Annotated in this window: 27 protein-coding genes; 16 read left to right on the forward strand and 11 right to left on the reverse strand. The window is 72.9% G+C overall.

Annotation, left to right across the window (positions count from 1 at the left end; genetic code table 11):
* The first annotated feature begins 27 nt into the window (after window positions 1-27).
* The 10 genes from hemE to QUE38_RS08620 all read left to right on the forward strand — a co-directional run bounded on the left by hemE (window position 28) and on the right by QUE38_RS08620 (window position 9017).
* Window positions 28-1137: a uroporphyrinogen decarboxylase gene (gene hemE / locus QUE38_RS08575; protein ID WP_433996888.1), complete on the forward strand. Its 1110-nt coding sequence runs from the start codon at window positions 28-30 to the stop codon at window positions 1135-1137.
* Entirely contained in the window at window positions 1125-2750 is a 1626-nt protein-coding gene (locus QUE38_RS08580) for a protoporphyrinogen/coproporphyrinogen oxidase (protein ID WP_286307386.1), read from the forward strand. The genes hemE and QUE38_RS08580 overlap by 13 nt, the downstream gene beginning before the upstream one ends.
* 100 nt (window positions 2751-2850) lie before the next feature.
* Window positions 2851-3255, forward strand: coding sequence for a YtxH domain-containing protein (locus QUE38_RS08585; protein WP_286307387.1), 405 nt, complete (start codon window positions 2851-2853; stop codon window positions 3253-3255).
* A gap of 16 nt (window positions 3256-3271) precedes the next feature.
* Window positions 3272-3679, forward strand: a complete 408-nt coding sequence (locus QUE38_RS08590) for a phage holin family protein (protein WP_286307388.1) — start codon at window positions 3272-3274, stop codon at window positions 3677-3679.
* A complete protein-coding gene (locus QUE38_RS08595; protein ID WP_286307389.1) occupies window positions 3669-3959 on the forward strand; it encodes a DUF3618 domain-containing protein in 291 nt (96 codons plus the stop codon). Before QUE38_RS08590 ends, QUE38_RS08595 begins: the two co-directional genes overlap by 11 nt.
* 43 nt (window positions 3960-4002) lie before the next feature.
* A complete protein-coding gene (locus tag QUE38_RS08600) occupies window positions 4003-5112 on the forward strand; it encodes a class I SAM-dependent methyltransferase (RefSeq protein ID WP_286307390.1) in 1110 nt (369 codons plus the stop codon).
* 156 nt (window positions 5113-5268) lie between these two features.
* Window positions 5269-5997 (forward strand): hydrogen peroxide-dependent heme synthase, encoded by a 729-nt coding sequence (gene hemQ / locus QUE38_RS08605; protein WP_286307391.1) that lies wholly within the window; start codon window positions 5269-5271, stop codon window positions 5995-5997.
* 109 nt (window positions 5998-6106) lie between these two features.
* On the forward strand, window positions 6107-7258 hold the full coding sequence (locus QUE38_RS08610) for a ferrochelatase (protein WP_286307392.1): 1152 nt from the start codon (window positions 6107-6109) through the stop codon (window positions 7256-7258).
* Window positions 7255-8205, forward strand: a complete 951-nt coding sequence (hemC, locus tag QUE38_RS08615; protein ID WP_286307393.1) for a hydroxymethylbilane synthase — start codon at window positions 7255-7257, stop codon at window positions 8203-8205. The genes QUE38_RS08610 and hemC overlap by 4 nt, the downstream gene beginning before the upstream one ends.
* Window positions 8202-9017 (forward strand): uroporphyrinogen-III synthase, encoded by an 816-nt coding sequence (locus QUE38_RS08620; RefSeq protein ID WP_286307394.1) that lies wholly within the window; start codon window positions 8202-8204, stop codon window positions 9015-9017. Before hemC ends, QUE38_RS08620 begins: the two co-directional genes overlap by 4 nt.
* Before the next feature lie 48 nt (window positions 9018-9065).
* Here QUE38_RS08620 and QUE38_RS08625 read toward each other — a convergent pair whose 3' ends face one another.
* Window positions 9066-9983, reverse strand: coding sequence for an SDR family NAD(P)-dependent oxidoreductase (locus QUE38_RS08625; protein WP_286307395.1), 918 nt, complete (start codon window positions 9981-9983; stop codon window positions 9066-9068).
* Between the two features lie 121 nt (window positions 9984-10104).
* Between QUE38_RS08625 and hemB the strand changes: the two genes are divergently transcribed.
* The 3 genes from hemB (at window position 10105) to QUE38_RS08640 (ending at window position 13006) form a co-directional block, all read left to right on the forward strand.
* Window positions 10105-11103 carry a porphobilinogen synthase gene (hemB, locus tag QUE38_RS08630; RefSeq protein WP_286307396.1) on the forward strand — a complete coding sequence of 333 codons (999 nt, stop codon included), beginning with the start codon at window positions 10105-10107 and terminating at the stop codon, window positions 11101-11103.
* The gene (gene hemL, locus QUE38_RS08635; protein ID WP_286307397.1) at window positions 11100-12488 is read left to right on the forward strand and encodes a glutamate-1-semialdehyde 2,1-aminomutase; all 1389 of its coding nucleotides are present in this window, start codon (window positions 11100-11102) and stop codon (window positions 12486-12488) included. The genes hemB and hemL overlap by 4 nt, the downstream gene beginning before the upstream one ends.
* Before the next feature lie 149 nt (window positions 12489-12637).
* On the forward strand, window positions 12638-13006 hold the full coding sequence (locus QUE38_RS08640) for a hypothetical protein (protein WP_286307399.1): 369 nt from the start codon (window positions 12638-12640) through the stop codon (window positions 13004-13006).
* A gap of 48 nt (window positions 13007-13054) precedes the next feature.
* Here the strand turns inward: QUE38_RS08640 and QUE38_RS08645 are convergent, their stop codons facing one another.
* Window positions 13055-13435 (reverse strand): DUF1304 domain-containing protein, encoded by a 381-nt coding sequence (locus QUE38_RS08645; RefSeq protein WP_286307401.1) that lies wholly within the window; start codon window positions 13433-13435, stop codon window positions 13055-13057.
* Window positions 13436-13632: 197 nt separating this feature from the next.
* Here QUE38_RS08645 and QUE38_RS08650 point away from each other — a divergent pair, with 197 nt between their 5' ends.
* The 3 genes from QUE38_RS08650 to QUE38_RS08660 are packed head-to-tail and all read left to right on the forward strand — an operon-like array spanning window position 13633 to window position 16740.
* Window positions 13633-15081 (forward strand): aldehyde dehydrogenase family protein, encoded by a 1449-nt coding sequence (locus tag QUE38_RS08650; protein WP_286307403.1) that lies wholly within the window; start codon window positions 13633-13635, stop codon window positions 15079-15081.
* A complete protein-coding gene (lhgO, locus tag QUE38_RS08655; RefSeq protein WP_286307406.1) occupies window positions 15081-16289 on the forward strand; it encodes an L-2-hydroxyglutarate oxidase in 1209 nt (402 codons plus the stop codon). Before QUE38_RS08650 ends, lhgO begins: the two co-directional genes overlap by 1 nt.
* Window positions 16290-16293: 4 nt before the next feature.
* Window positions 16294-16740, forward strand: coding sequence for a flavodoxin family protein (locus tag QUE38_RS08660; RefSeq protein ID WP_286307408.1), 447 nt, complete (start codon window positions 16294-16296; stop codon window positions 16738-16740).
* Between the two features lie 111 nt (window positions 16741-16851).
* Here QUE38_RS08660 and QUE38_RS08665 read toward each other — a convergent pair whose 3' ends face one another.
* The 9 genes from QUE38_RS08665 to QUE38_RS08705 all read right to left on the reverse strand — a co-directional run bounded on the left by QUE38_RS08665 (window position 16852) and on the right by QUE38_RS08705 (window position 23745).
* Entirely contained in the window at window positions 16852-17139 is a 288-nt protein-coding gene (locus QUE38_RS08665) for a putative quinol monooxygenase (RefSeq protein ID WP_286307410.1), read from the reverse strand.
* Window positions 17136-18191, reverse strand: coding sequence for a uroporphyrinogen decarboxylase/cobalamine-independent methonine synthase family protein (locus QUE38_RS08670; protein WP_286307413.1), 1056 nt, complete (start codon window positions 18189-18191; stop codon window positions 17136-17138). Before QUE38_RS08670 ends, QUE38_RS08665 begins: the two co-directional genes overlap by 4 nt.
* A gap of 14 nt (window positions 18192-18205) precedes the next feature.
* Window positions 18206-18670 (reverse strand): GlcG/HbpS family heme-binding protein, encoded by a 465-nt coding sequence (locus tag QUE38_RS08675; protein ID WP_286307415.1) that lies wholly within the window; start codon window positions 18668-18670, stop codon window positions 18206-18208.
* Window positions 18670-19455 (reverse strand): alpha/beta fold hydrolase, encoded by a 786-nt coding sequence (locus QUE38_RS08680; protein WP_286307418.1) that lies wholly within the window; start codon window positions 19453-19455, stop codon window positions 18670-18672. The genes QUE38_RS08675 and QUE38_RS08680 overlap by 1 nt, the downstream gene beginning before the upstream one ends.
* A gap of 68 nt (window positions 19456-19523) precedes the next feature.
* Complete coding sequence (locus QUE38_RS08685; RefSeq protein ID WP_286307421.1) at window positions 19524-19973, reverse strand: VOC family protein; 450 nt, start codon at window positions 19971-19973, stop codon at window positions 19524-19526.
* Window positions 19970-20779, reverse strand: a complete 810-nt coding sequence (locus QUE38_RS08690; protein WP_286307423.1) for a fumarylacetoacetate hydrolase family protein — start codon at window positions 20777-20779, stop codon at window positions 19970-19972. The genes QUE38_RS08685 and QUE38_RS08690 overlap by 4 nt, the downstream gene beginning before the upstream one ends.
* Window positions 20780-20798: 19 nt before the next feature.
* Window positions 20799-22277 (reverse strand): NAD-dependent succinate-semialdehyde dehydrogenase, encoded by a 1479-nt coding sequence (locus tag QUE38_RS08695; RefSeq protein WP_286307425.1) that lies wholly within the window; start codon window positions 22275-22277, stop codon window positions 20799-20801.
* Window positions 22274-23260, reverse strand: coding sequence for a VOC family protein (locus QUE38_RS08700; RefSeq protein ID WP_286307427.1), 987 nt, complete (start codon window positions 23258-23260; stop codon window positions 22274-22276). Before QUE38_RS08700 ends, QUE38_RS08695 begins: the two co-directional genes overlap by 4 nt.
* Before the next feature lie 14 nt (window positions 23261-23274).
* The gene (locus QUE38_RS08705) at window positions 23275-23745 is read right to left on the reverse strand and encodes a MarR family winged helix-turn-helix transcriptional regulator (protein WP_286307429.1); all 471 of its coding nucleotides are present in this window, start codon (window positions 23743-23745) and stop codon (window positions 23275-23277) included.
* Between the last annotated feature and the right edge of the window lie 79 nt (window positions 23746-23824).

The following is a 23824-nucleotide window of genomic DNA, read 5'->3' on the forward strand; positions in this document are numbered from 1 at the left end:
GCGGCCGCCCAGCCGCGGTGGGCGACAATGGTGCGCGTGATCCTTCCCGACCGGCATCCGCTCACCGCCGCCCGCACCAGCTCGTCGCGCCTCGTTCGCGCCTACCGGGGCGAGCGCCCCGACGCCACCCCGGTGTGGTTCATGCGGCAGGCCGGCCGTTCGCTGCCCGAGTACCGCGAGCTGCGCGTCGGCACGCGCATGCTCGACGCCTGCCTCGATCCCGCGCTCGCGAGCGAGATCACGCTGCAGCCGGTGCGCCGCCACGGCGTCGACGCGGGCATCTTCTTCAGCGACATCGTCGTGCCGCTGCGCCTGGTCGGCGTCGAGGTGGAGATCCAGCCCGGCCGTGGCCCGGTGTTCGGCCGTGCCTACGGCGATGCGGCCGCCGTCGCCGAGCTCACCGCGATCGACCCGGCGACCCTCGACGACGCGGCCGGCCCCATCACCGAGGCGGTGCGCCGCACCGTCGAGGCGCTCGGCGACACCCCGCTCATCGGCTTCGCCGGCGCGCCCTTCACGCTCGCCGCCTACCTCGCCGAGGGCGGCCCCTCGAAGGACCACCTCGCCGCCCGCACGCTCATGCACGCCGACCCCGGCGCGTGGGCCGCGCTCATGTCGTGGTCGGCCGAGGTGACCGGCCGGTTCCTGCGCACGCAGGTGCTGGCAGGGGCATCCGCCGCCCAGCTCTTCGACTCGTGGGCCGGTGCGCTCTCGCTCGCCGACTACGAGACGCACGTGGCGCCCGCCTCGGCGCGCGCGCTCGAGTTCGTGCACGACCTCGCGTACCCGCTCGACGGCGCGGAGGCGCGCGTGCCGGTCGTGCACTTCGGCGTCGGCACCGGCGAGCTGCTGCGCGCCATGCGCGAGGTCGGCGCCGACACGGTGGGCGTCGACTACCGCGTGCCGCTCGACGTCGCCGCCGACCGCGTCGGTGCGGGCGTGCCGCTGCAGGGCAACCTCGACCCGGCGCTGCTCGCCGCCCCCGCGGACGTGCTCGAGCGTGCCGTGCACGACGTGCTCGAACGCGGCCGCTCGGCGCCCGCGCACGTCTTCAACCTCGGCCACGGCGTGCCGCCCTCGACCGACCCCGACGCGCTCACCCGCATCGTCGAGCTCGTGCACGCGTGGGAGGCCTGAGCCAGATGAACGCAGCGGATGCCCCCGAGCCGGCCCCCGCACCCGACCGCGAGCGCCTCGACGTCGACGTGGTGGTCGTCGGCGGTGGTGTTGCGGGGCTTGTTGCCGCGCGCCAGTGCCTGCACGTCGGCCTGTCGGTGCTCGTGCTCGAGGCGCGCGACGAGGTCGGCGGGGTCGTCGGCGGTACCGTGATCGGCGCGACCGAGGCGAGCGGGGCGGATGCCGCGGGCGAGCCTGCAGACGGACTGCGCGTCGACACCGGCGCGGAGTCGTTCGCGACGCGCAACGACTCCGTCGCGACCCTCGCGACCGAGCTCGGCCTCGCCGAGGCCATCGTGACGCCGAACCCCGCGGGCGCCTGGCTCGCCCTGCCCGGCGACGCGACCGGGCCGAAGCTGCTGCCCATGCCGAAGACCGGCGTGCTCGGCATCCCCGCGAACCCCTTCGCGGAGGACGTGCGCGCCGTCATCGGCTGGAGCGGTGCGTGGCGCGCCTACCGCGACCGGCTGCAGCCCATCCTCCGCATCGGCCGGGCCACCAGCCTCGGGCAGCTCGTACGCAGCCGCATGGGCGACGCCGTGCTCGACCGGCTCGTCACGCCCATCTCGGCGGGCGTCTACTCGGCCGACCCCGACGCGCTCGACGTCGACCGCGTCGCGCCTGGCCTCAACCAGGCCATGACCCGCACCGGGTCGCTCCAGGGCGGCGTCGCGCAGCTCGCGGCCGAGCGGCGCGCCGGCGGCGCTATCCGCGGGCTCCGCGGCGGCATGCGCGGCCTCGTCGAGGCGCTCGCCGCCGACCTCTCCTACTACGCGGGCGACGTGCGCACCGGCCTCAGCGCGACCGGGCTCGCCGCCGTCGACGGCGGCGGGTGGGTCGTGCGCGCCGACCCGACGCACCCGGAACCGCAGGACGGCCGCGTGCTCGTCGCGGGCGCCGAAGCGCCGGACGCGCCGACGGGCGTCGAGGCGCACGCGCGCTACATCGTGCTCGCGGCCCCTGCCGAGGCATCCGTGCCACTGCTCGCGGGCGCCCGCGACGAGTGGGCCGGCCTCGCCGACCTCGACTGGCCGGCCGGCACCGCGCTCGACATCGTCACGCTGCTGCTCGACGCGCCCGAGCTCGACGCCGCACCGCGCGGCACCGGGGTGCTCGTCGCGCCCGGTACGCCCGGGGTCACCGCGAAGGCGCTCACCCACTCGACGTCGAAGTGGTCGTGGCTGGCGGATGCCGCGGGGCGAGGCCGCCACCTCGTGCGCCTGTCGTACGGGCGGGCCGGTTCGGCGGGCGTCGCGGAGCTCGACGACGAGGCGCTGACCGACCTCGCGCTGGCTGACGCGTCCGCGCTGCTCGGCACGCCGCTCACCCGCGACGAGCTGCTCGACTCGGTGCGCACGAGCTGGCGCGACGCCCCGTCGCACGCGCTGATCGGCCGCGACGACCGGGTCGCACGGCTCGACGATGCGCTCGCCGAGACGACCGACCTCGTGGTCACCGGCTCGTGGGTCTCGGGCACCGGACTGGCGTCCGTCGTGCCGCACGCGATCGATGCCGCGGCCCGCATCCGTCGTGATGCCGTCGACGCGACCGCGGAGGCCCCGACCGACGCCTGACGTATGGCGAAACCGGTATGGATCGGAGCGCAACCCCTTGCGCCGGTCGGGTCGGGGTCTACGCTGGGTTCTGACTCGCTCGCACGCAGAAGGGGAACGCATGAAGGGCAAGCTCCTGTTCGTCGTCGGTCTCGCGACCGGATACGTGCTCGGAACTCGCGCGGGGCGCGAACGGTACGAGCAGATCAAGTCGGCCGCCGAGAGGGTGTGGAACCAGCCGTCCGTGCAGCAGGGCGTCGACACCGCGAAGGAATTCGCGCTCGCACGCGTCGGCGACGTGAGCGACAAGGTGCTCGACGGCACGAAGAAGCTCGTCCGCCAGGCCACGAAGGCCGCGTCGAGCGTGCAGGAGGCCGCTGCCGAGGGCGCCTCCGAGGCGAAGACCGCCGCGAAGACGTCGGCCGCCAAGAAGCCGGCCGCGAAGAAGCCGGCCGCCAAGTCCTCGACGACGAAGTCGGGTGCGAAGACCACGTCGAAGTCGTCGTCGGACACGTCCGACAGCTGACCTGAGGAGGGCCGGCATGGCTGCACCCACGGACAAGGATCGCTCGCTCTTCACGCTCGTCGGCGACGTGCCGGCGCAGGTACAGGCACTCGTCCAGGCCGAGATCGCGCACATCAAGGCCGAACTCGCCTACAAGGCGAAGCACTTCGGCATCGGCGCCGGGCTCATGGTCGCCGCGGCGTTCGTGGCGATCTTCCTGCTCGGCACGCTGATCGCCACGGGCATCCTGGCGCTCTCGCTGGTACTGCCCGGCTGGGCGGCGGCGCTGATCGTGTCGGGCATCCTGCTGCTCATCATCGCCGTGCTCGTCGGCATCGGCATCGTGATGTTCCAGCGCGGGGCCGAGCCTCCGGGCGACGATGCATCCGACAGCGTGAAGAAGGACTTCGACGCGATCAAGGGAGTGGGCGACTATGAGCGCTGAGACCCGTGACGCCGCCAAGGCGAAGCGCAACCTGTCGCGCGTCGAGGCGCGCGCCGAGGCCGCGGTGGCCCGCGCCGACCTCGCCGCGACCCTCGACCTGCTGGAAGACAAGCTGAACGTGCCCAAGCAGGCCGCGCTCGCGAAGGACCGGGCGATGGCCCGCTTCCGCCGCATGCGCGCCGACTCGCCCGGCACCCTGATCGGCATCGGGCTCGGTGCCGTCGCGGTGGTCGCGGCGGGCGTGCTGCTCGTGGTGCGCGCGCTGGGCGACGACGACTGACGCGGGCCGGCGCAGGGCCGGCGGCGAACACCCGGGGGCGACGATGTCGACGGGGGAGCAGGGCGGGGCGGATGCCCCTGAGACCGACGTCGATGCGTTCGCCGATCGCGTCTTCGGGTCGGTGCTCGGCGCGTTCGAGACGCTGAGCATCCACGTCGGCGACCGGCTCGGCTGGTACGACGTGCTCACACGCGAGCCGTGCACCGCCGGTGAGCTCGCCGCGGCGACCGGCACCGACGCGCGCTACGCCCGCGAGTGGCTCGAGCAACAGGCCGCCTCCGGCATCCTCGAGGCCAGCACGGAGACCGGCCCCGAGGCATCCGCCACCCGCCGTTTCACGCTGCCGCCCGCCCACGCCGAGGTGCTCGCCGACCGCCACTCGCTCGCGTACTCGGCCCCGCTCGCGCGCATGTTCGCCGCCGCGGCGCGCGCCATCGACCCGCTGCTCGACGCCTACCGGGGCGGCGGCGGGGTGTCGTGGGCCGAGCTCGGCGACGATGCCCGCGAAGCGCAGGGCGATGTCAACCGGCCCTGGTTCGAGCACCGGCTCGCGCCCGACCTCGCGAGCGTGCCCTGGCTGCACGACCTGCTCTCCCGGCCCGGCGCGCGCATCGCCGACGTGGGCTGCGGGCACGGCTGGTCGTCGGTCGCCCTCGCGCACGCCTACCCCGAGGCGCGCATCGACGGGCACGACGTCGACGTGCCCTCGCTCGAGTCCGCGCGCGACCACGCCCGCGAGTCGGGCGTCGACGACCGGGTCGCGTTCTTCCGCGCGGGCGGCGAGGAGCTCGCGGCGCCCGGTACCTACGACGTGGCCTTCGTGTTCGAGGCGCTGCACGACATGCCGTTCCCGGTCGACGTGCTCCGGTCGATCCGCGAAGCGCTCGTGCCCGACGGCGTGGTCGTCGTGATGGACGAGGCGGTGGGGGAGTCGTTCACCGCCCCGGCCGACGACGTCGACCGCATCATGTACGGCTACAGCCTGTTCATCTGCCTGCCCGACGGGCGCTCGACGCCCGGCTCGGTCGGCACCGGCACGGTCATGCGGCAGTCGACGCTCGAGGGGTACGCGCACGAGGCGGGCTTCGGCCGGGTCGAGGTGCTGCCGATCGAGGGTTTCGCGTCGTTCCGCTTCAGCGCCCTGCGTCGGTAGTGCACTCCGGTCGCCGCGCCCGAATCGCGGCGGCGAGGAGTTGAAACGTTCCGCCTCCCGTCCGTCGCATAACGCTCGGGTAACGGTCGTGGCGTGAGGCGCGCTCTCACGCGACACGGCTTTTGGCGGTTCGCGTGGTCGGGGGAGGATAGTGCTATGTCAGACCCCGCTGCCGAAGCGGCAGCCGACGCGAACCAGTCCGATTCCGCCGCTCCGCAGGGCTACACCCTGTTCGCGGTCCTGCGCACCGATCCGGCGCGCCCCGACGACTTCGACGGCCACGACGTGCCGCGGGTCGTGGGGCAGCTCGACGACGTCGTCGCCGTCGTCGAGGCCGAGGGCATCACGGTGCGCGGCTTCTACGACGTCTCCGGCCTGCGTGCCGACGCCGACGTCATGATCTGGATGCACGGCCCCGACGCCGAGGGCCTGCAGTGGGCGCTTCGCGAGCTGCGTCGCTCGCGCCTGCTGAAGGCGCTGCTGCCGACGTGGAACGCCATGGGCGTGCACCGCGACGCGGAGTTCAACCGCGCCCACGTGCCCGGGTTCCTGCGCGGCGAGGAGCCGCGCTCGTGGCTCACGGTCTACCCGTTCGTGCGCAGCTACGAGTGGTACCTGCTCGACTCCGAGGAGCGCGGGCGCATGCTCGCCGAGCACGGGCGCAAGGGCGCCGCCTTCCGCGGCGTCGTCGCGAACACCGTCGCCTCGTTCGCCCTCGGCGACTACGAGTGGCTGCTGCCGCTGGAGGCCGACGAGCTCACCGACCTGGTCGACCTCATGCGCGACCTCCGCGCGACCGACGCGCGACGGCACGTGCGCGAGGAGGTGCCGTTCTACACCGGCCGACGCATCACCACGGCCGAGATCGTCGAGGTGCTGCAGTAATGGCCGCCGCCAACCTCGGCTCCACCGGGGCGGAGGATGCCGGCCGGGACGTCGCCCGCGGCCGGAAGCCCGGCCCCGCGGCATCCGCCCCCGCGCCGTCGGCGCGATCGTGCCCGGCGCGACGCCGGCCGCGCAGCAGGGTCCCGAGCACGTCACCGAGCCGGTCGAGTACGACGCGATCCTGCTCGCCGGCTTCGGCGGGCCCGAGGGGCAGGACGACGTCATCCCGTTCCTGCGCAACGTCACGAGCGGCCGCGGCATCCCCGACGAGCGGCTCGAGGAGGTGGCGCACCACTACCGCCACTTCGGCGGCGTCAGCCCGATCAACCAGCAGAACCGCGACCTGAAGGCCGCGCTCGAGGCCGAGCTCGCCGGCCGCGGCGTCGACCTGCCCGTCATCTGGGGCAACCGCAACTGGGACCCGTACCTGAACGACGCGCTGCGCGAGGCGGCGGATGCGGGTGCGACGCGCCTCATCGCCATCGCGACGAGCGCCTACAGCTCCTACTCGAGCTGCCGCCAGTACCGCGAGGACTTCGCCGACGCGCTCGCCGACACCGGCCTCGGCGACACGGTGCAGATCGACAAGGTCGGCCAGTTCTTCGACCACCCCGGGTTCGTCACGCCGTTCGTCGAGGGCGTGCGCGACGGGCTCGCGAAGCTGCTCGCCGACGACCCGGAGCTCTCCCGCGACCAGGTCGAGGTGCTGTTCGCGACCCACTCGATCCCGTCGACCGACGCGGCGAAGTCGGGTCCCGCCGAGCGGGGCTTCGGCGAGGGCGGCGCCTACGCGGCCCAGCACTTCGCGGTCGCCGAGGTCGTGATGCGCGAGGCCGGGGCATCCGACGTGCCCTGGCAGCTCGTGTACCAGTCCCGCTCGGGGCCGCCGTCGATGCCGTGGCTCGAGCCCGACATCAACGACGCCATCGCGGAGCTGCCCGCGGCCGGCCGCCGCGCGATCGTGATCGTGCCGCTCGGCTTCGTGAGCGACCACATGGAGGTGCTCTGGGACCTCGACAACGAGGCGCTCGAGACCGCCGAGGAGCATTCGCTCGCCGCGGTGCGCGTGCCGACGCCCGGCACCCACCCGGCCTACGTCGCGGGGCTCGTCGACCTCGTGCTCGAGCGCGTGCAGGGCACGCCCGCCGCCGAGCGGCCGCGCGTGACCGAGCTCGGCCCCTGGTACGACGTCTGCCGGCCCGGCTGCTGCGAGAACGTGCGCCTCGGATTCCGGCCCGCACTGGCGGGGATCGCGCCGTGACCGTCATCCGCGTCGGCACCCGCGGCAGCGCACTCGCGCTGGCGCAGACGCGTCAGGTCGCCGAGCGCCTGGCCAAGGCGGCCGGGGCGGAGATCGAGTACGTCACCGTCACGACCGAGGGCGACGTCTCGCGCGCCTCGCTCGCGTCGCTCGGCGGCACCGGGGTCTTCGCGACCGCGCTGCGCGAGTCGCTGCTGGCGGGGGAGTGCGACGTCGTCGTGCACTCGCTGAAGGACCTTCCGACCGCCGAGCACGACGGGCTGCGCCTCGGCGCCGTGCCCAAGCGCGCCGACGCGCGCGACGCGCTCTGCGCGGCCGACGGGCGCACGCTCGAGACGCTGCCCGAGGGCGCGCGCATCGGCACCGGGTCGCCCCGCCGCATCGCGCAGCTCGGCGCCGCGCGGCCCGACCTCGTGGCCGTCGACATCCGCGGCAACATCGACACCCGCCTCGGCAAGGTCGCCGACGGCGAGCTCGACGCGGTGCTGCTCGCGGCCGCGGGCCTCGGCCGTCTGGGGCGGTCGGATGCCGCGACCGACCTGCTCTCGATCGACGACTGGCCCACCGCGCCGGGGCAGGGCGCCCTCGCGCTCGAGGTGCGTGCCGAGCGTGCGTCGCGCGAGCTCGAGCGCGGACTCCGCTCCGTCGACCACGGCACGACCCGCGCGACGGTGCTCGCGGAGCGTCTCGTACTGGCCGGCCTGGAGGCCGGATGTTCCGCACCGATCGCGGCCCATTCCTTTGTGGACGACGACCTGATCTTCCTCACGGCCACTGTGTACAGTGGCGATGGAACGCAGCGGGTGACCAGCTCGCACGCGGCCACACCCGAGAGCCGCCAGGCGTCGCACCTCGCCGATGCCGCCCGAGAGGTCGCCGCGCGTGCGGTCGAAGAGCTCCTCGGCAACGGTGCCGCCGAACTCGCACCGAAGGAGGAGGCACCGTGAGCGAATACGAGCCGGTCACCGGCGCCATCAACCTCCCCAACCCGCGGCCCGACAAGCCGCTCACCGGCTGGCGCGTGCTCGTGCCCCGCGGTGGGCCCTGGGGCGACAGCGTCGCCGCGAGCCTGCGCATGCGCGGCGCCTCGCCGATCATCGCCCCCATGATCAACTTCGCGGCAACCGACGACGCACCCGCGCTCGAAGCCGCGCTCGGCCGGCTCGCCGCCGGCGCGTTCGACTGGGTCACCGTGACGAGCGCCACCACGGTCGACGTGCTGAGCTCGCACCGCGCCGTCATCCCGCCCACCACCAAGGTCGCCGCCGTCGGCGAGTCGACCGCCGCCGCGCTCATCGCGGCCGGCTACCGGGCCGACCTCGTGCCGTCGGAGGACAACTCGGCCAAGGGCCTGCTCGACGAGTGGAGCGCGGCGACCGAGGGCGCGTTCCCGCTGCGCGTGCTCGCCCTGCGCTCGGCCATCGCGAAGCAGGTGCTGAGCATCGGCCTCGCCGCCATCGGGCACCACGTCGAGGCCGTCGTCGCGTATCGCACCGTCGGCGTGCCGGTCGCCCAGAGCGTCATCGACGACGTGCGCGCCGGCAACGTGCGCGCACTGCTTGTGACCTCGGGCAGCGTCGCCGAGCAGGTGCACCAGCAGTTCGGCCCGATTCCCGAGCACACGCTCGTCGCGGCCATCGGCCCGCAGACCATGCACGACGCGGAGGACCTCGGCCTGCGGGTCGACGTCGTCGCCTCCGAGCGCAGCGCCGAGTCGCTCATCGAGGCCGTCGTGAAGGCCGCGACCCAGCAGGTCTGACGGTCGGCCCGGTCAGGGCACGGGCGAGCGGATGCCCGGGGCATCCGCTCAGTTCGCGGCGGCGCTCGCCGTCGACGCCGTGTCGCCGGCCTTCGCGACGATGCCACGCATGACCGACCAGTAGCCGACCGGCGCGACGCGCGTGACGAGGTCGCTGAGTCGCGCGTCGCGCCCCACGAAGATGCGCGGGCGGCGCCGCTCGATGCCGGCGACGATGGTCTCGGCGGCCTGCTCGGGCGTCGTCTTGTACAGCGCGGCCTGCGCGTCGGCGGCGCGCGAGGCCACGTCGGCGTCGACGGTCGCCGCGACGCGCGCGTGGTGGATGATGCCGGTGCGCACGCCGCCCGGGTACACGGCCGAGACGGTCACGTCGGTGCGCTCGAGCTCGTGCCGCAGCGCGTCGGTGAACCCGCGCACGGCGAACTTCGAGGTGACGTACGGCACGCGTCCGGCGGGCGCGGCGAGGCCGTACAGGCTCGACACGTTGGCGAGGTGCGCGGCGGGCCGCTCGCGCAGCAGCGGCAGGAACGCCTTCGCGAGCGCGACCGTGCCCCACAGGTTCACGTCGACCACCCAGCGGAACTCGTCGAGCGTGAGCTGCTCGAAGGTGCCGAGCATCGAGACGCCCGCGCAGTGCAGCAGCACGTCTACGTGGTCGTGGTGGGCGAGCACCGCGTCGGGCAGGGCGGCGACCGCGTCGAGGTCGGTGAGGTCGACGACATGGGCGGATGCCTCGGTGCCGGCCGCCCGCAACTCCTCGACCAGCTCCGCGAGCACGTCGGCGTTGCGGTCGACCAGGGCGAGGCGCGCACCGCGCCGGGCCAGCAGCCGCGCCGACTCGAGCCCCATGCCGCTCGCCGCGCCCGTCACGACGCACACCGCGCCGTCGAGCCGGAGCCGGCGTCGCCGTCGGCGGGCGACCGGTTCGTTCGCGGGTGCAGGGCTGGGCTGGGGGGTCGTGCGCATGGGGGTCCTCGGGTTCCGCCCGCGGCTTCCTCGCCGCCGGTCGTCGCAGGACGCTAACACGTCGCCCCGCCCGCCCCCGAATCCCGGGGACCGCTCAGCGACGCCCGCGTAGGCTGGTCGGGTGAGTGCCGCGCCCCGCCCCCGCATCCGTCCCCGCCGGCTCCGCCAGTCGCCCGCGTTCCGCCGCCTCGTCGCGGAGACGCGCGTGCACCCGGCCGACCTGGTGCTGCCGATCTTCGTCCGCGAGGGGCTGACCGAGCCCATGCCGATCGTGTCGATGCCGGGCGTGATGCAGCACAGCCTCGACTCGGTGCGGCGGGCGGTGACGGATGCCGCCGAGGCCGGCGTCGGCGGCGTCATGCTGTTCGGCGTGCCCGAGGTGCGCGACGCCCGCGGTTCGGGAGCGACCGATCCCGAGGGCATCCTCAACGTCGCGACCCGCGTCGTGCGCGAGGAGGCCGGCGACGCGCTGGTCGTGCAGACCGACCTGTGCCTCGACGAGTTCACCGACCACGGCCACTGCGGCCTGCTCGACGCGAACGGCGTCGTCGACAACGACGCGACCCTCGAGCGCTACGCCGAGATGGGGCTGCAGCAGGCGCGCGCCGGCTCCCAGCTGCTCGGCCTCTCGGGCATGATGGACGGCCAGGTCGCCGCCGTGCGCGAGGCGCTCGACACCGCCGGCCACACCGACACCGCGCTGCTCGCCTACTCGGGCAAGTACGCGTCGGCGTTCTACGGCCCGTTCCGCGACGCGGTCGAGTCGACGCTCGACGGCGACCGCCGCACGTACCAGCTCGACCCGGCCAACCGCCGCGAGGGTGCGCGCGAGGCGGTGCTCGACATCGAGGAGGGCGCCGACGTCGTCATGGTCAAGCCCGCCGGCACGTATCTCGACGTGCTCGCCGACGTGGCGGCCACGAGCGAGGTGCCTGTCTGGGCGTACCAGGTGTCGGGCGAGTACGCCATGATCGAGGCGGCCGCCGCGCACGGCTGGATCGACCGGCGCCGCGCCGTCGCGGAATCCGTGCTCGGCATCCGTCGCGCCGGCGCCGACGCCGTGCTCACCTACTGGGCGACCGAGCTCGCCCGCTGGATCACCGCAGGAGACACCGAATGACCGACCTCAGCACCCAGCAGGCCACGGGCGTCGCGCACGTCGACGTCAACGCCGAGCTGTTCGACCGCGCCCGCCGCGCGATCCCCGGCGGCGTGAACTCGCCCGTGCGCGCATTCGGGTCGGTCGGCGGCACGCCCCGCTTCCTGGTCGAGGCGCGCGGCGCGACCGTGACCGACGTCGAGGGGCGCGAGTACGTCGACCTCGTCGCCGGGTGGGGGCCCGCGATCCTGGGCCACGCCGATCCGCGGGTGATCGAGGCGGTGCAGGATGCCGCGAGCCGCGGCCTCTCGTTCGGCGCATCGACCCCGGTCGAGACCGAGCTGGCCGAGCTCATCGAGGAGCGCGTCTCGCCCGTCGAGCGCCTGCGCCTGGTCTCCACAGGCACCGAGGCGACCATGAGCGCGATCCGTCTCGCGCGCGGCTTCACCGGCCGCGACGTGATCGTGAAGTTCGCCGGCCATTACCACGGCCACTCCGACGGGCTGCTCGCCGAGGCGGGCTCGGGCCTCGCGACCTTCGCGCTGCCGGCGTCGGCCGGCGTGCCCGCCGATGTCACCGCGCTCACGCTCGTGCTGCCGTACAACGACCTCGACGCGGTGCGCGAGGCGTTCGCGGCGCACGGCGAGCGCATCGCGGCCGTCATCACCGAGGCGGCCGCTGCGAACATGGGCGTCGTGCCGCCCGAGCCGGGCTTCAACGCCGCGCTCATCGAGCTCGCGCACCAGCACGGCGCGCTCGTCATCTCCGACGAGGTGCTCACGGGCTTCCGCGTCTCGGCCGGCGGTTGGTGGGGCCTCGAGAACGCGACCGAGGGGCCGTCGGTGTTCGCGAACCCGGGCGACCAGTACCTGCCCGACCTCATGACCTTCGGCAAGGTCATCGGCGGTGGCATGCCGGTCGCCGCGCTCGGCGGTCGCGCCGACGTGATGGACCTGCTCGCGCCGTCGGGCCCGGTGTACCAGGCGGGCACGCTGTCGGGGAACCCGGTGGCGGTCGCGGCGGGACTCGCGACGCTGCGCGCGGCCGACGACGACGTGTACGCACGGCTCGACGAGGCGGCATCCGTCATCTCGAGCGAGGTGTCGCGTCACCTCGCGGCCGAGGGCGTCGCGCACGCCGTGCAGCGGGCGGGCAACCTGTTCAGCTTCGCGTTCGGCGAGGAGGTCGCGGGCGGCGTCCGCGACTACGCGGGCGTGCAGCGGCAGGAGACGTGGCGGTACGCACCGTTCTTCCACGCGATGCTGGGCGCCGGCGTCTCGCTGCCGCCGTCGGTGTTCGAGGCGTGGTTCGTCACGGCCGCGCACGACGAGTCGATCATCGACCGCATCGTCGCCGCGCTGCCCGAAGCGGCGAAGGCGGCCGCTGCGGCGACGCCCGCCGACTGACCCGAGCGGGCGGGCGCTCCCGGCATCCGCTCGCCTCGCAGCCCCGCCCGCAGCGGGCCACCCGGATTCGTGGTTTCGTGCACAGCCCGCCTCGGGCTTTGTGCGCGTCCGATACCGGATCCGGCATACGAGTCGGGCACACTGGGTGCATGGCCAACCTCCGCGTCCACTCCGATCGGCTCGAGCTGCAGCTCACCGCCGCGGAGAAGGCGCTGTCGTTCCGCCGTTCCGACGTGGTCGTGCAGCGCGAGGACATCCGCTCGGCGATCATCACCGAGGACCCGTGGATCTGGGTGCGCGGCATCCGCCACCGCGGCTCGGTCGTGCCGCTCGTCGTCGCGGTCGGGGAGTGGAAGTCGCACGGCGGCATCGACTTCGTGCTCGTCAAGGGCAAGCGCCAGGCCGTCGTGCTCGACGTCGCGGGCGAGGAGTACGCGCGCCTCGTCGTCAGCACCAACCGGGCCGTCGAGCTCATCGAGTCGCTGAAGCTCGCCGACGCGGCGACGCCCGACGAGTAGCCGGCTCCCGCCCCGGCGGGGCATCCGCCCCACAGCCGAACCCGCAGCTCAGGCGAACAGGAACAGCACGAACCCCGCGAGCGGCAGCGTGCCCTGGATCAGCGCGGGCCGCAGGTACCCGCGCCCGGTCGTCACCAGCACGGTCGCCGCGAGCACCATGCACGCGGTCGTGAAGAGCACGAGCGCGGTGCCCGCCGCGGTGAGGCCGACCCAGTAGAGCACCAGCCCGAGCCCGGCCCCGAGGCCGAGGAACAGGTTGTAGAAGCCCTGGTTGTACGCCATCGGCCGCAGCGTGTCGGCGTCCTCCTGACTGCGCACGCCGAAGATGCGCCACGTCGAGGGCCTCGACCACCGCACGCTCTCGAGCACGAAGATGTACGCGTGCAGCAGGGCGGCGAGGGCGACGACGATGCTCGCGATGACGGCCATGGGCGCCAGCGTACTCGCGGCCGGTCGCGGCGCGGGCGGGGGCGCGCGACACCGTGTGGGTGAGGGCGACGGATGCCTCGTGAATGCCCGGCAAGATATGCGTGCGCGTCGGTGCATTGTCGTCGTCGCTCCCGCCGCGCATGCTGGTGGGGTGCCCGCCGTCTGCGCGGGCGCGCCGGAGTACCAGGAGGTCATCGATGACGACGAGCACGCTGCCGAACCTCATCGGGGGTGAGTTCGTCGATGCGGCACCGGATGCCTCGATCGACGTGACCAATCCCGCCGACGGCTCGATCGTGGGCGCCGTGCCGGCGATGACCGCGGCCGACCTCGGCGCGGTGTTCGACGCCGCCGAGGCGGGCGCCCGCACCTGGCGCGCCGCCGGACCGCTCGGGCGCGGACGCATCCTGCTCGACGCCGCCGGCCTCATCCGCGAGGAGGCGACCGAGCTCGTCGAGCTCATCGTGGCCGAGATGGGCAAGACCCGCGCCGAGGCGACGATCGAGGTCGCGAAGTCGGCCGAGTTCTTCGAGTACTACGGCGGACTCGGCCGCCAGCCGTTCGGCGAGCTGGTGCCCGACGGGCGCCCCGGCACGTTCGCCATGCAGACCCGCGAGCCGGTCGGCATCGTCGTGCTCATCACGCCGTGGAACGACCCGCTGCTCACGCCGGCCCGCAAGCTCGCACCGGCGCTGATCTCTGGCAACGCGGTCGTCATCAAGCCCGCGACCGAGACGCCGCTCATCACGCTGCGCCTCGCGGAGATCCTGCACCGGGCCGGCCTGCCCGCCGGCGCGCTCGGCACGGTGACCGGCCGCGGCTCGCAGATCGGCGACGCGCTGGTCGCCGACCCGCGCATCGCGGCGGTGTCGTTCACCGGGTCGACCGAGGTGGGCCTCGGCCTGCAGCGTGCGATGGCGGGGCGCAGCGTGCGGGTGCAGACCGAGATGGGCGGCAAGAACGCCGCCGTCGTGCTGGCCGACGCCGACCTCGACCTCGCCGTGCCGGTGCTCGTCGCGGGCAGCTTCGGCCAGGCCGGCCAGCGGTGCACGGCGACCAGCCGGCTCATCGTCGAGCGCGCGGTCGCCGACGAGGTGCGCACCCGCCTCGCCGAGGCGGTCGGAGCGTTGCGCGTCGGCGCCGGCGGAGCCGAGGGCACGCAGATGGGCCCGGTCGTGAGCCGGTCCGCGCAGGACGACATCCGCCGCCGGGTCGCCGCCGGCATCGCCGAGGGGGCCGAGGTCATCGGCCGTGCACCGGTCGACCCGGCGCTGCTCGAGTCGGGCTGCTTCGTCGAACCGCTGCTCGTCACGGCGGAACAGGGCAACAGCCTGTGGCGCGAGGAGATCTTCGGGCCGGTGCTCACGATGCTCGTGGTCGACTCGCTCGACGAGGCGATCGCCGCGGTCAACGACTCGGCGTACGGGCTGTCGAGCGCGGTGTTCACCCGCAGCCTCGACACCGCGTTCCACTTCGTCGATGCCGTCGACACCGGCCAGGTCTCGGTCAACCAGCCGACCAGCGGGTGGGACATCCACCACGCGTTCGGCGGCTTCAAGGAGTCGGGCTCGCCGTTCAAGGAGCAGGGCACCGAGGCGCTGCGGTTCTACACGCGGGTCAAGACCGCCGCGGTCCGGACCCACTGATGGCGGGCACGACCGGCATCGTCGGCGGCGGCATCGTCGGCATCGCGCTCGCCCGCGCGCTCGCGCAGCGCGGCGACGAGGTCACGGTGTTCGAGAAGGAGGGCCGCCTCGCCCAGCACCAGACGGGCCACAACTCCGGCGTCGTGCACGCAGGGCTCTACTACAAGCCGGGTTCGCTCAAGGCGACCCTCTGCGCCGCGGGCCGCGCGTCGATCCGCGACTTCTGCCTCGAGAAGGGGCTGCCCTACCGGGAGGTCGGCAAGCTCGTCGTCGCGGTCGACGAGACCGAACTCGACGCGCTCGCCGAGATCGAGCGCCGCTCGCACGAGAACGGCGTGCCCGACCTCACCCGCATCGACGACGTGGGGCGCCTGCGCGAGATCGAGCCGCACGTCGCCGGCGTCGCCGCCGTGCACTCCCCGCACACCGCGGTCGTCGACTACGCGTCGATCACGGAGGCCATGGCGCAGGACGTGCGGGCGGCAGGCGGCAGCATCCGTCTCGGCCACGAGGTCACCGGCCTCACCGTCGAGCAGGGTCGCGTGCGCGTCGTCACGCCGGTCTCCGAGGACGTCTTCGACCGCCTCATCGTGTGCGCGGGCCTGCAGTCCGACGTGGTCGCCAAGCTCGTCGGCGGCGACCCGTCGCCCAAGATCCTGCCGTTCCGCGGGGAGTACTGGGAGCTCGCGTCCGAGCGCACCGACCTCGTGAACGGCATGATCTACCCCGTGCCCGACCCGCGCTTCCCGTTCCTCGGCGTGCACTTCACGCGCGGCGTGTACGACAACGTGCACGTCGGCCCGAACGCCGTGCCGGCCCTGCGCCGCGAGGGCTACAACTGGCTGCAGTGGTCGGCGAAGGACACCTGGGAGTCGCTGCGCTGGCCGGGCGCCTGGCCGCTCGCGAAGCAGCACTGGCGCATGGGCGTCGACGAGATCTCGAGCTCGCTCATCAAGCCGCTCTGGTTCCGCAAGGCGCGCCGGTTCGTGCCCGAGCTCACCATGGGCGACCTGACCCACAAGTCGGGTGCCGGCGTGCGCGCGCAGGCGTGGGGCCGCGCGGGCGAGCTGCTCGACGACTTCGCGGTCGACCGGGTGGGCCCCGTGACGCTGCTGCGCAACGCGCCGTCGCCGGCGGCGACCAGCTCGATCGCGATCGCCGAGTACGTCGTCGAGCACTACCTGGGCGAGCACGCGAACGCAGACTAGACCCATGAAGATCACCGCGCTGTTCGGAACCGAGTCGGGCCACGCCGAGGAGGTCGCGTTCGCGATCCGTGCCGCACTGGGCGACCACGAGGTCGAGGCGGTGAACATGGCGGATGCCGGCACCGACGTCTTCGCCCGCGACACGCTGTACCTCATCGCGTGCGCGACGCACGGCGGCGGCGAGCTGCCCGGGTTCGCGCAGTTCCTGCACGACGACCTGCTCGACCTCCAGCCCGACCTCACGGGCGTGCGCTACGCGATGTTCGGCCTCGGCGACTCCTCGTACGGCGAGCGCTACAACCGCGGGGCGAAGCAGTTCGACGAGCTGCTCGCCGGCCTCGGCGCCGAACGCGTCGGTCCGTTCGGTGCGCACGACGAGCTCTCCCGCGAGGACCCGGGCCCCCTCGGCGTCGCCTGGGCCAACGAGGTGCTCGCCATCCTCACCCCCTGACCGTTCCCATCGGGAGAGCGACGCCGAGTGTGCCCGAAACGACGGCCCGCCCGGTCGAAACCGGGCGGGCTGGTGTCAGTTCGAGCACACTCGGCGGGTGTGCGGTGCTCGTCAGAGGGCGACGGCGACGGTGACCTCGGCGGGAGCGGTCGTGAGGCCGTCGAGGCCGTCGCGGAGGACCTGCACGGGCGCTCCGGTGCTGTGCGCGTCCAGCGCCTCGCGCGAGGCCCAGCGCTCGACGATGAGGAACGAGCCGTCGTCGGCGAGGTGCGGGTCGTACTGGAGGCATCCGTCTTCTGCCCGGATGCCGGCGAGTGCCGCCCGCACCGCGGCCGACGCCTGCTCGATCGACTCGGGAGCGGGGTGCAGCCGTGCGACGACCGTGACCGCTGTGCTCATGCTTCGTTCCCCCAGATCATCGTGGCGAAGGTCTCGACGTGCTCGAGCTTCTTGCGCTGCTGCTCGATGGTGAGCGCGGCCGGCAGGTAGTGCGCCTGCTGGAAGCCCTTCTGCGGAAGCAGCCCGATGCGATCGTAGTCGTGCACCTCGACGACGTCCTCGATGCGGCGCACGACCGTGTCGACGTCCTCGAGCTCGGCGACCGTCGCGTCGACGACGCCGATGCCGACCTGCTTGCCCTCGGGCATGTGCCGGGGCAGGTCCTGCGCGACCGCTGCCTCGTTGTGGAACGGCACCGTGAACTTGTCGTAGTCGGTGCCGAACAGGCGCTGCACGCGGTCGACGTCGACCGTGCCGTCGAGGTCGTCGCCCCAGCCGACGGTGAGGCCGACCTTCTGGTCCTCCTCGCGCTCGAGGCCCGCCACGACCGCCTGGTCGATGCTCACGGCCTCGTCGAAGGTGAGGAGCGGGCTGCCGCCGCCCACCAGGTATGCGGAGTAGTCGGGGTTGTCGAGCTGCACGAACTTCACGCCGATCTCGAACAGGTGCTCGATCTCGTCGTGCAACAGCTCGGCGATCGCGTCGCCGAGGGCCGCGGCACCCGGGTAGGCGCGCACGGTCTTCTGCTCGTCGTAGCACTGGGCCGCGAGGTGCGCGGCCGAGGGGAGCTTCACCTTCGCCGGGAATCCGGTCTGCTCGAGCAGGAACGTGGCGTCGTCGCTCGCGATCGGCTTCTTCAGCTTGAGCGGTGCCTCGACCACCCAGGTGCCGAACCCGCCCGGGCCCATGCGGTCGGGGTCGCGCGTGAAGCCGGCCACCGAGTGCAGCACGGGGCTGCGGTAGTCGCCGTTGCGGAACCCGCCGTCGGTGAGGCACGAGAGGGTGAGGTGGCGCTGGGCCTTCACCCAGGCGATGATCGCCTCGTCCTCCGCCTGACGCAGCTCGTCGGCGGTGATCTCGCCCGCCCGCGCCGCCTTGCGGGCCAGCTGCAGGTCGTTCGGGCGGATGTCGTCGCCGTGGTTGTCGATCCGGTACGTGTAGTAGTTCGCCATCGTCGGCGCCTCTCTCAGTCGGTGCCGGCGGCGGGCTTCTTCGCGCCCGCCCACTCGGCGAAGTCGGTGTCGTATCCGAGCTCGGTCAGGATGGCCTGCGCGAGCTGCTCGTCCTCCTGCGGCGTGCCGCCCGAGACGCCCACGCCGCCGATGAACTCGCCGTCGCGCTTGAGGGTGACGCCGCCGCCGGTCGCGACGATGGGGAAGTGGCCCATCGTGGAGACCTGGCTGAAGAACGCCGGGTCGGAGTTCGACCAGGGCTTCAGCATGGCGCTCGGGCGCTGCATGACGGCCGACGTGTACGCCTTCGACAGCGCGATCATCGGGGTCATCGGGCGGGCGCCGTCGAAGCGGCGGATGCTCACGATGAACCCGCCCGAGTCGACGACCGCGATCGAGAGTCCCTTGCCCAGGCGCAGGGCCTCCCGCTCGGCGATCTCCATGATCGCCTCGGCGCCCTCCTGCATGACGTTGGCCATCAGGCCACCTCCTCCTTCTGACGCGCGAGCGCGTCGACGAGCTGCTTCACTGCGGTGTTGAACTTCTCGGGCGCCTCCCAGTACATGGAGTGCGGCGCGCCCGGCACGACCTCGAGCAGCGACCCGGGCACGAGCTCGTGCGCCGCGGTCACCGTCGCGGGGCTGATGACGGCGTCCTTCTCGCCGGCGAGGAACGCGACCGACAGGCCCGAGGCCGCGATGTCGGCGGGGGTCGGACCGTCGGTGGCGAGGTTGCGCAGGTCCTGCATGCGGGCCGTGTTGAAGGTGCCCTGCTGCGTGAACAGGAACGTCTTCGCCGGCTGCTCCGCGCGGAACGCCTTCGTGAGCAGCCGGTCGATGACCGGCAGCTTCTCGGCCTCGGCACGGTCGGCCTGCACGAGCGGCGTCACCTCGGGTGCGTCGATGCCGCCGAGCGAGTGGGCGAGGATGACGCCCCGGATGCGCTGGGGCACGCGCAGCGCCGCCTTCAGCGCGGCCGCCGCGCCGATCGACTGGCCCACGAGCACCGCGTCGGTGAGGTCGGCGTCCTCGAGCACGGCGACGATGTCGCCCGGGAAGTTCAGGCTGTCGTAGGTCTCGTCGGAGTCGGAGTTCCCGAACCCCCGCAGGTCGAGGGTCACGACCGTGTGCGCGTCGCGCAGGGCGACGACCTGCTGCCACCACGCCGCGTGGTGTCCGCCGGAACCGTGCACGAACACGATCGGCGAACCCTCGCCGTGCACCTGGTAGTAGATGGATGTGCCGTCGTTGTCGACTCTGGGCATGAGCGTCCTTGCTGTGCTGCGGGCGCGCGTGGGCGCACCCGTGTCGGGTGTGGTGGGTCGGGCCGGCTCTACGCGGGGCGCTTGCCGTGGAAGACGAGCTCGATCATCGTGTGGTCGGGGTCGTGGATGTAGCAGAACTTCGACTGGTTCTCGGGCCGCTCGACCTCGCGCGTGTGGCGGATGCCGAGGTTGTCGAGGTGGCCCAGGAAGCCCTCCCAGTCCTCGACCTCGACCGCGAAGTGGTACGGCGCCATGCGGTCCATCTCCTCGACCGGCGTGAAGTGCAGGTCGAACCGGCCCTTGGTCATGAGGACGACACGGGTGTTGGACTTCGGCATGACGCGCTTCAGGCCGAAGACCTTGGAGTACCACTCGACCGTGCGGTCGACGTTGGTCGTGGGGAAGTTCACGTGGTGGATGTACTTGGGCTCGATGCTGCGGCCCTGGTCGTCGAACTTCGGCTCGGGGAGCTGGAAGCCCTTCTCGACGTGCTTCGGAGCGGTGTCGGTGATGCTCATGATGCGAGTCCTTCCTGGTGGGTGGTGTCGCCGGGTGCGCCGACGACGGTGTTGGTGAGGGTGCCGATGCCGGAGATCTCGATGTCGATGACATCGCCCACGGACATCTGCGTGTTGCCGTCCGCCCCCATCCACAGCACGTCGCCGGGGTGGAGGGTGATCGTCTTCGTCATCTCGACGATGAAGTCGTACGGGTCGAAGATCATGTCGCCGGTCGCGAACGACGCCTCGACCGATCCGTTGCGGCGCACGGTCGTGGTCGAGCCGAGCGGGTCGACGTGGGTCTCGATCCACGGCCCCATGGGCTTGAACGTGTCGGAGTTCTTGGCCCGGTAGAAGGTGCGGTCGGCGTGCTGCCACTCGCGTGCGCTGACGTCGTTGCCGATCGTCCAGCCGAAGATCGCGTCCTCGGCCTGGGCGCGCGTCGCCCGGGTCAGGGTGCGCCCGATGACCGCGACCACCTCGGCCTCGGTCTCGAACCGCCCCTCGATGCCGACGTGCTTCACGATCGCGTCGCCGTGTGCGACGAGCGCGCTCTGCGCCCGGTACCCGACCTGCGGGCGGTCGCCCACCTGCACGGGGTCGTAGCCGAGGTCGGCGTGGTGCCGGTTGTGCGCCCGGTAGTTGAACCCGGCGGCGTAGAAGGTCGGCGGCACCACGGGCGGCAGCAGGCGAACCGAAGCGAGCGGATGCTGCGCTCCGCGCACGTGCGTGCGCCACGGGGCATCCGAGATCTCGACGACCTCGTCACCCTCGACGAGCGCGAAGGTCTCGCGCTCGTCGATCGCGCACCGTGCGTACCGCATGTGTTCGTCGACCTCCCGCTCAGCGCAGCTTGTGGCTGACGCGCTTGGTCTGGAGGTACGCCTGCACGCCCTCGGGGCCCGACTCGCGGCCGATGCCGCTCTCCTTGAACCCGCCCGACGGCGCCTCGGTGACCGAGCCGCCGCAGTGGTTGATGGAGAGGATGCCGGCCTCGAACCCGCGCGCGAGGATGTCCGCGGTCGACGCCGACTCGGTGAAGCCGTACGCGGCGAGGCCGAACGGCAGCGAGTTCGCGATGCGGATCGCTTCGTCGACGTCGGTGAACGTCGTGATCGGGGCGATGGGGCCGAACGGCTCCTCGCTCATGACCTCGGCGTCGAGCGGCACGTTCGTCAGCACCGTGGGTGCGTAGAACTGGCCGCGCTCGCCGAGGCGGGTGCCGCCGAAGGCGACCGTCGCGCCGTGCGCGACGGCGTCCTTGACGAGGTGGTCGGTCGACTCGACGCGCTTGGCGTTGATGAGCGAGCCCATCGTGGTCTCGGGGTCGAGCGGGTCGCCGACCACGAGCTCGGACGCGACGCGCACCATCTCGGCGATGAACGCCTCGGCGATCGACTCGTGCACGAAGATGCGGCTGGGGGAGGTGCAGACCTGCCCCGCGTTGGCCCACTTCGCTGCCGACGTGCGGCGTGCGGCCTGGATCGGGTCGGCGTCGGCCGCGATGATCACGGGGGCGTGGCCGCCGAGTTCCATGATGGTCGGCTTCATGAGGGCGCCCGCGCGTGCGTTGAGCTCCTTGCCGACGGGCACCGAGCCCGTGAACGCGATGAGTCGCGTCTGCGGGGCGTCGATGAGGCGCTCCGCGGTCTCGGCGCCGCGGCCGAAGACGAGGTTGAGCACGCCCTTGGGGAGCCCGGCGTCGTGGAAGACCTCGGCCAGGGCGCACGCGGTCGCGGGCACCTCCTGCGAGGCCTTGATGACCAGGGCGCAGCCGGCGGCGATGGCGGCCGACATCTTGCGCATGGGCGAGCCGGCCGGGAAGTTCCACGGCACGATCGCGCCGACGACGCCCACAGGCTCGTAGCGCACGGTCAGGTCGGTGTCGACGTCGGCGGGGATCACGCGGCCGTAGATGCGGCGCGTCTCCTGCGCGCACCACTCGAGCGTGCCCGAGACGCGGCGCACCTCGGTGACGGCGGCCTCGAGCGGCTTGCCCTGCTCGATGGCCATGAGCTCGCCGATGCGCTCGGCGCGCTCGCGCAGCAGCGTCACGGCCCTCATGAGGATGCGGCTCTTCTCGAACGGCGAGGTGTCGCGCCAGAGCGGGAAGGCCCGCTCGGCGGCGGCCAGCGCGTCGTCGATGTCGCTCGCCTCGGCGCGTGCGACGTGCCCGACGACCTCGTCGGTCGCGGGGTTCAGCACGTCGAAGCCGCGACCGGCGGCGCCCTCGCGCCACTCGCCGTCGATGTAGAGCCCGAGCCGGGCGGTCGAGTAGACCTCGGCGGCGTGGCTGCGGGTGGTGGGTTCGATGAGCGTCATGATCGGTCTCCTCGCGGGGTGGCGGGTTCGGGTGCGGAGGGCTCGTGGACGCCCTCCCGGCCGGGGAAGGTGCCGCGCTCGGCGTCGCGGTTGGTCTCGAGCACCCAGATGTGGTGCGGCGGGGTGGTCTCGTGCACGTTGGGGCCGTAGCTGTCGTCGACCCGATCCATGTCGGCGGCGTACTCGACGCGGCCGCCGGCGGGGCAGTGCACGAAGCGGAAGACGTTCGAGCCGACGGTGTGGCGACCGAGGCGGCGGGCCTCGCGCCAGCCCTTCTCGATCATGTGGTTGCCGCCCTCGATCACGTCGTCGAAGCCCGAGACCTCGTACGACGTGTGGTTCGTGCCGGCCCGGTCGGGGCGGTGGCAGAGCAGGAAGTTGTGCTGGTCGTCGTCGCCCTCGATCTGCATGAAGACGCCCATGGGCTTCACGATGTCGGTGGCGCGGAAGTTGAGGCGGTCGGTGTAGAAGTGCATCGCCTCCCAGCGCCCCTCCTTCGGGATGTTGAGCGCCACGTGGCAGATGCGGATCGGGCGGATCTGCGGGATCGCCTGGTGGGACTCGTTCCAGCGCTCCACGCGACCGCGGCTGTTGTACCTGCGCACGTCGAAGTCGAGGTGCTCCGGCTCGGTGACGGCGAGCCCGACGCCGTAGCCGGTCTCGTCGACCGTGTGGGCCACGCCGTCGGCGTCGACCGAAACCTCGCGGTCGGAGCGGAGGCCCTCGACGAGCGCGTCGAGCGCCTCCTGCGAGTCGACGCCCCAGACCACCTCGCGGATGCCCGGGTTGCCCGGCTCGACCGAGGCGGGCAGGCCGGGGTCGCCGATGGGCCGCAGCACCACGGTCTGCCCGACCTGCGTCGTGAGCACGGCGCGCTCGGGCGCGTGCTCGCGCAGCGTCAGGCCGAAGTCGCTGAAGAAGCGCACGCACTCGTCGATGTCGTCGACGCCGTACGTGACGGACTCGATGCGCTCGATCGCCATTGCAGTGGGCCCTTTCAGCGGGTGGGGAGCGAGAGGTCGGCGTCGGCCACCGCGGTGAGGCGGTCGCGGAGGGCCGTGAGGGTGCGGGTCGCGCGGGCGAGCGCGTCGGGGTCGCCGTCCCAGGCATCGGCGAGCACGGCGGCCCAGCCCGAGCGGAGCGAGGCGAGGGTGTCGTCCGCGGCCCGGGTCGAGAAGATGCGCACGACGCGGCGGTCGTGCTCGTCGGGCACCGACTCCACGAAGCCGCGCTCGCGCAGTTCCTTGAGTGCGGTGCTGACGTTCGCCCGCTGGAGCCCGGTGCGGGTGGCGATCTGCGAGGGGGTGCTGCCGGGCGCGCCGTGCACGCAACTCATGATGTGGCTGAGGTTCTGCGTGAGCGGGGCATCCGTGCCGGTCGCCGCACTGCGCACGCGCATCTCGCGGACGATGTCGTTGGCGACCGCCGCGAGTTCGACGAACGTCGCGTCGACGTCGGTGTCGTCCATGTGGCCTCCTCGCCGAAGTGGTTATCGATTCATAATCGTATGTCGCCCCGCCGACCTCGGCAAGGGGAGCGTGCGCGAC

The organism is Agromyces mangrovi, assembly GCF_030296695.1.
In the GTDB taxonomy this organism is placed as follows: domain Bacteria; phylum Actinomycetota; class Actinomycetes; order Actinomycetales; family Microbacteriaceae; genus Agromyces; species Agromyces mangrovi.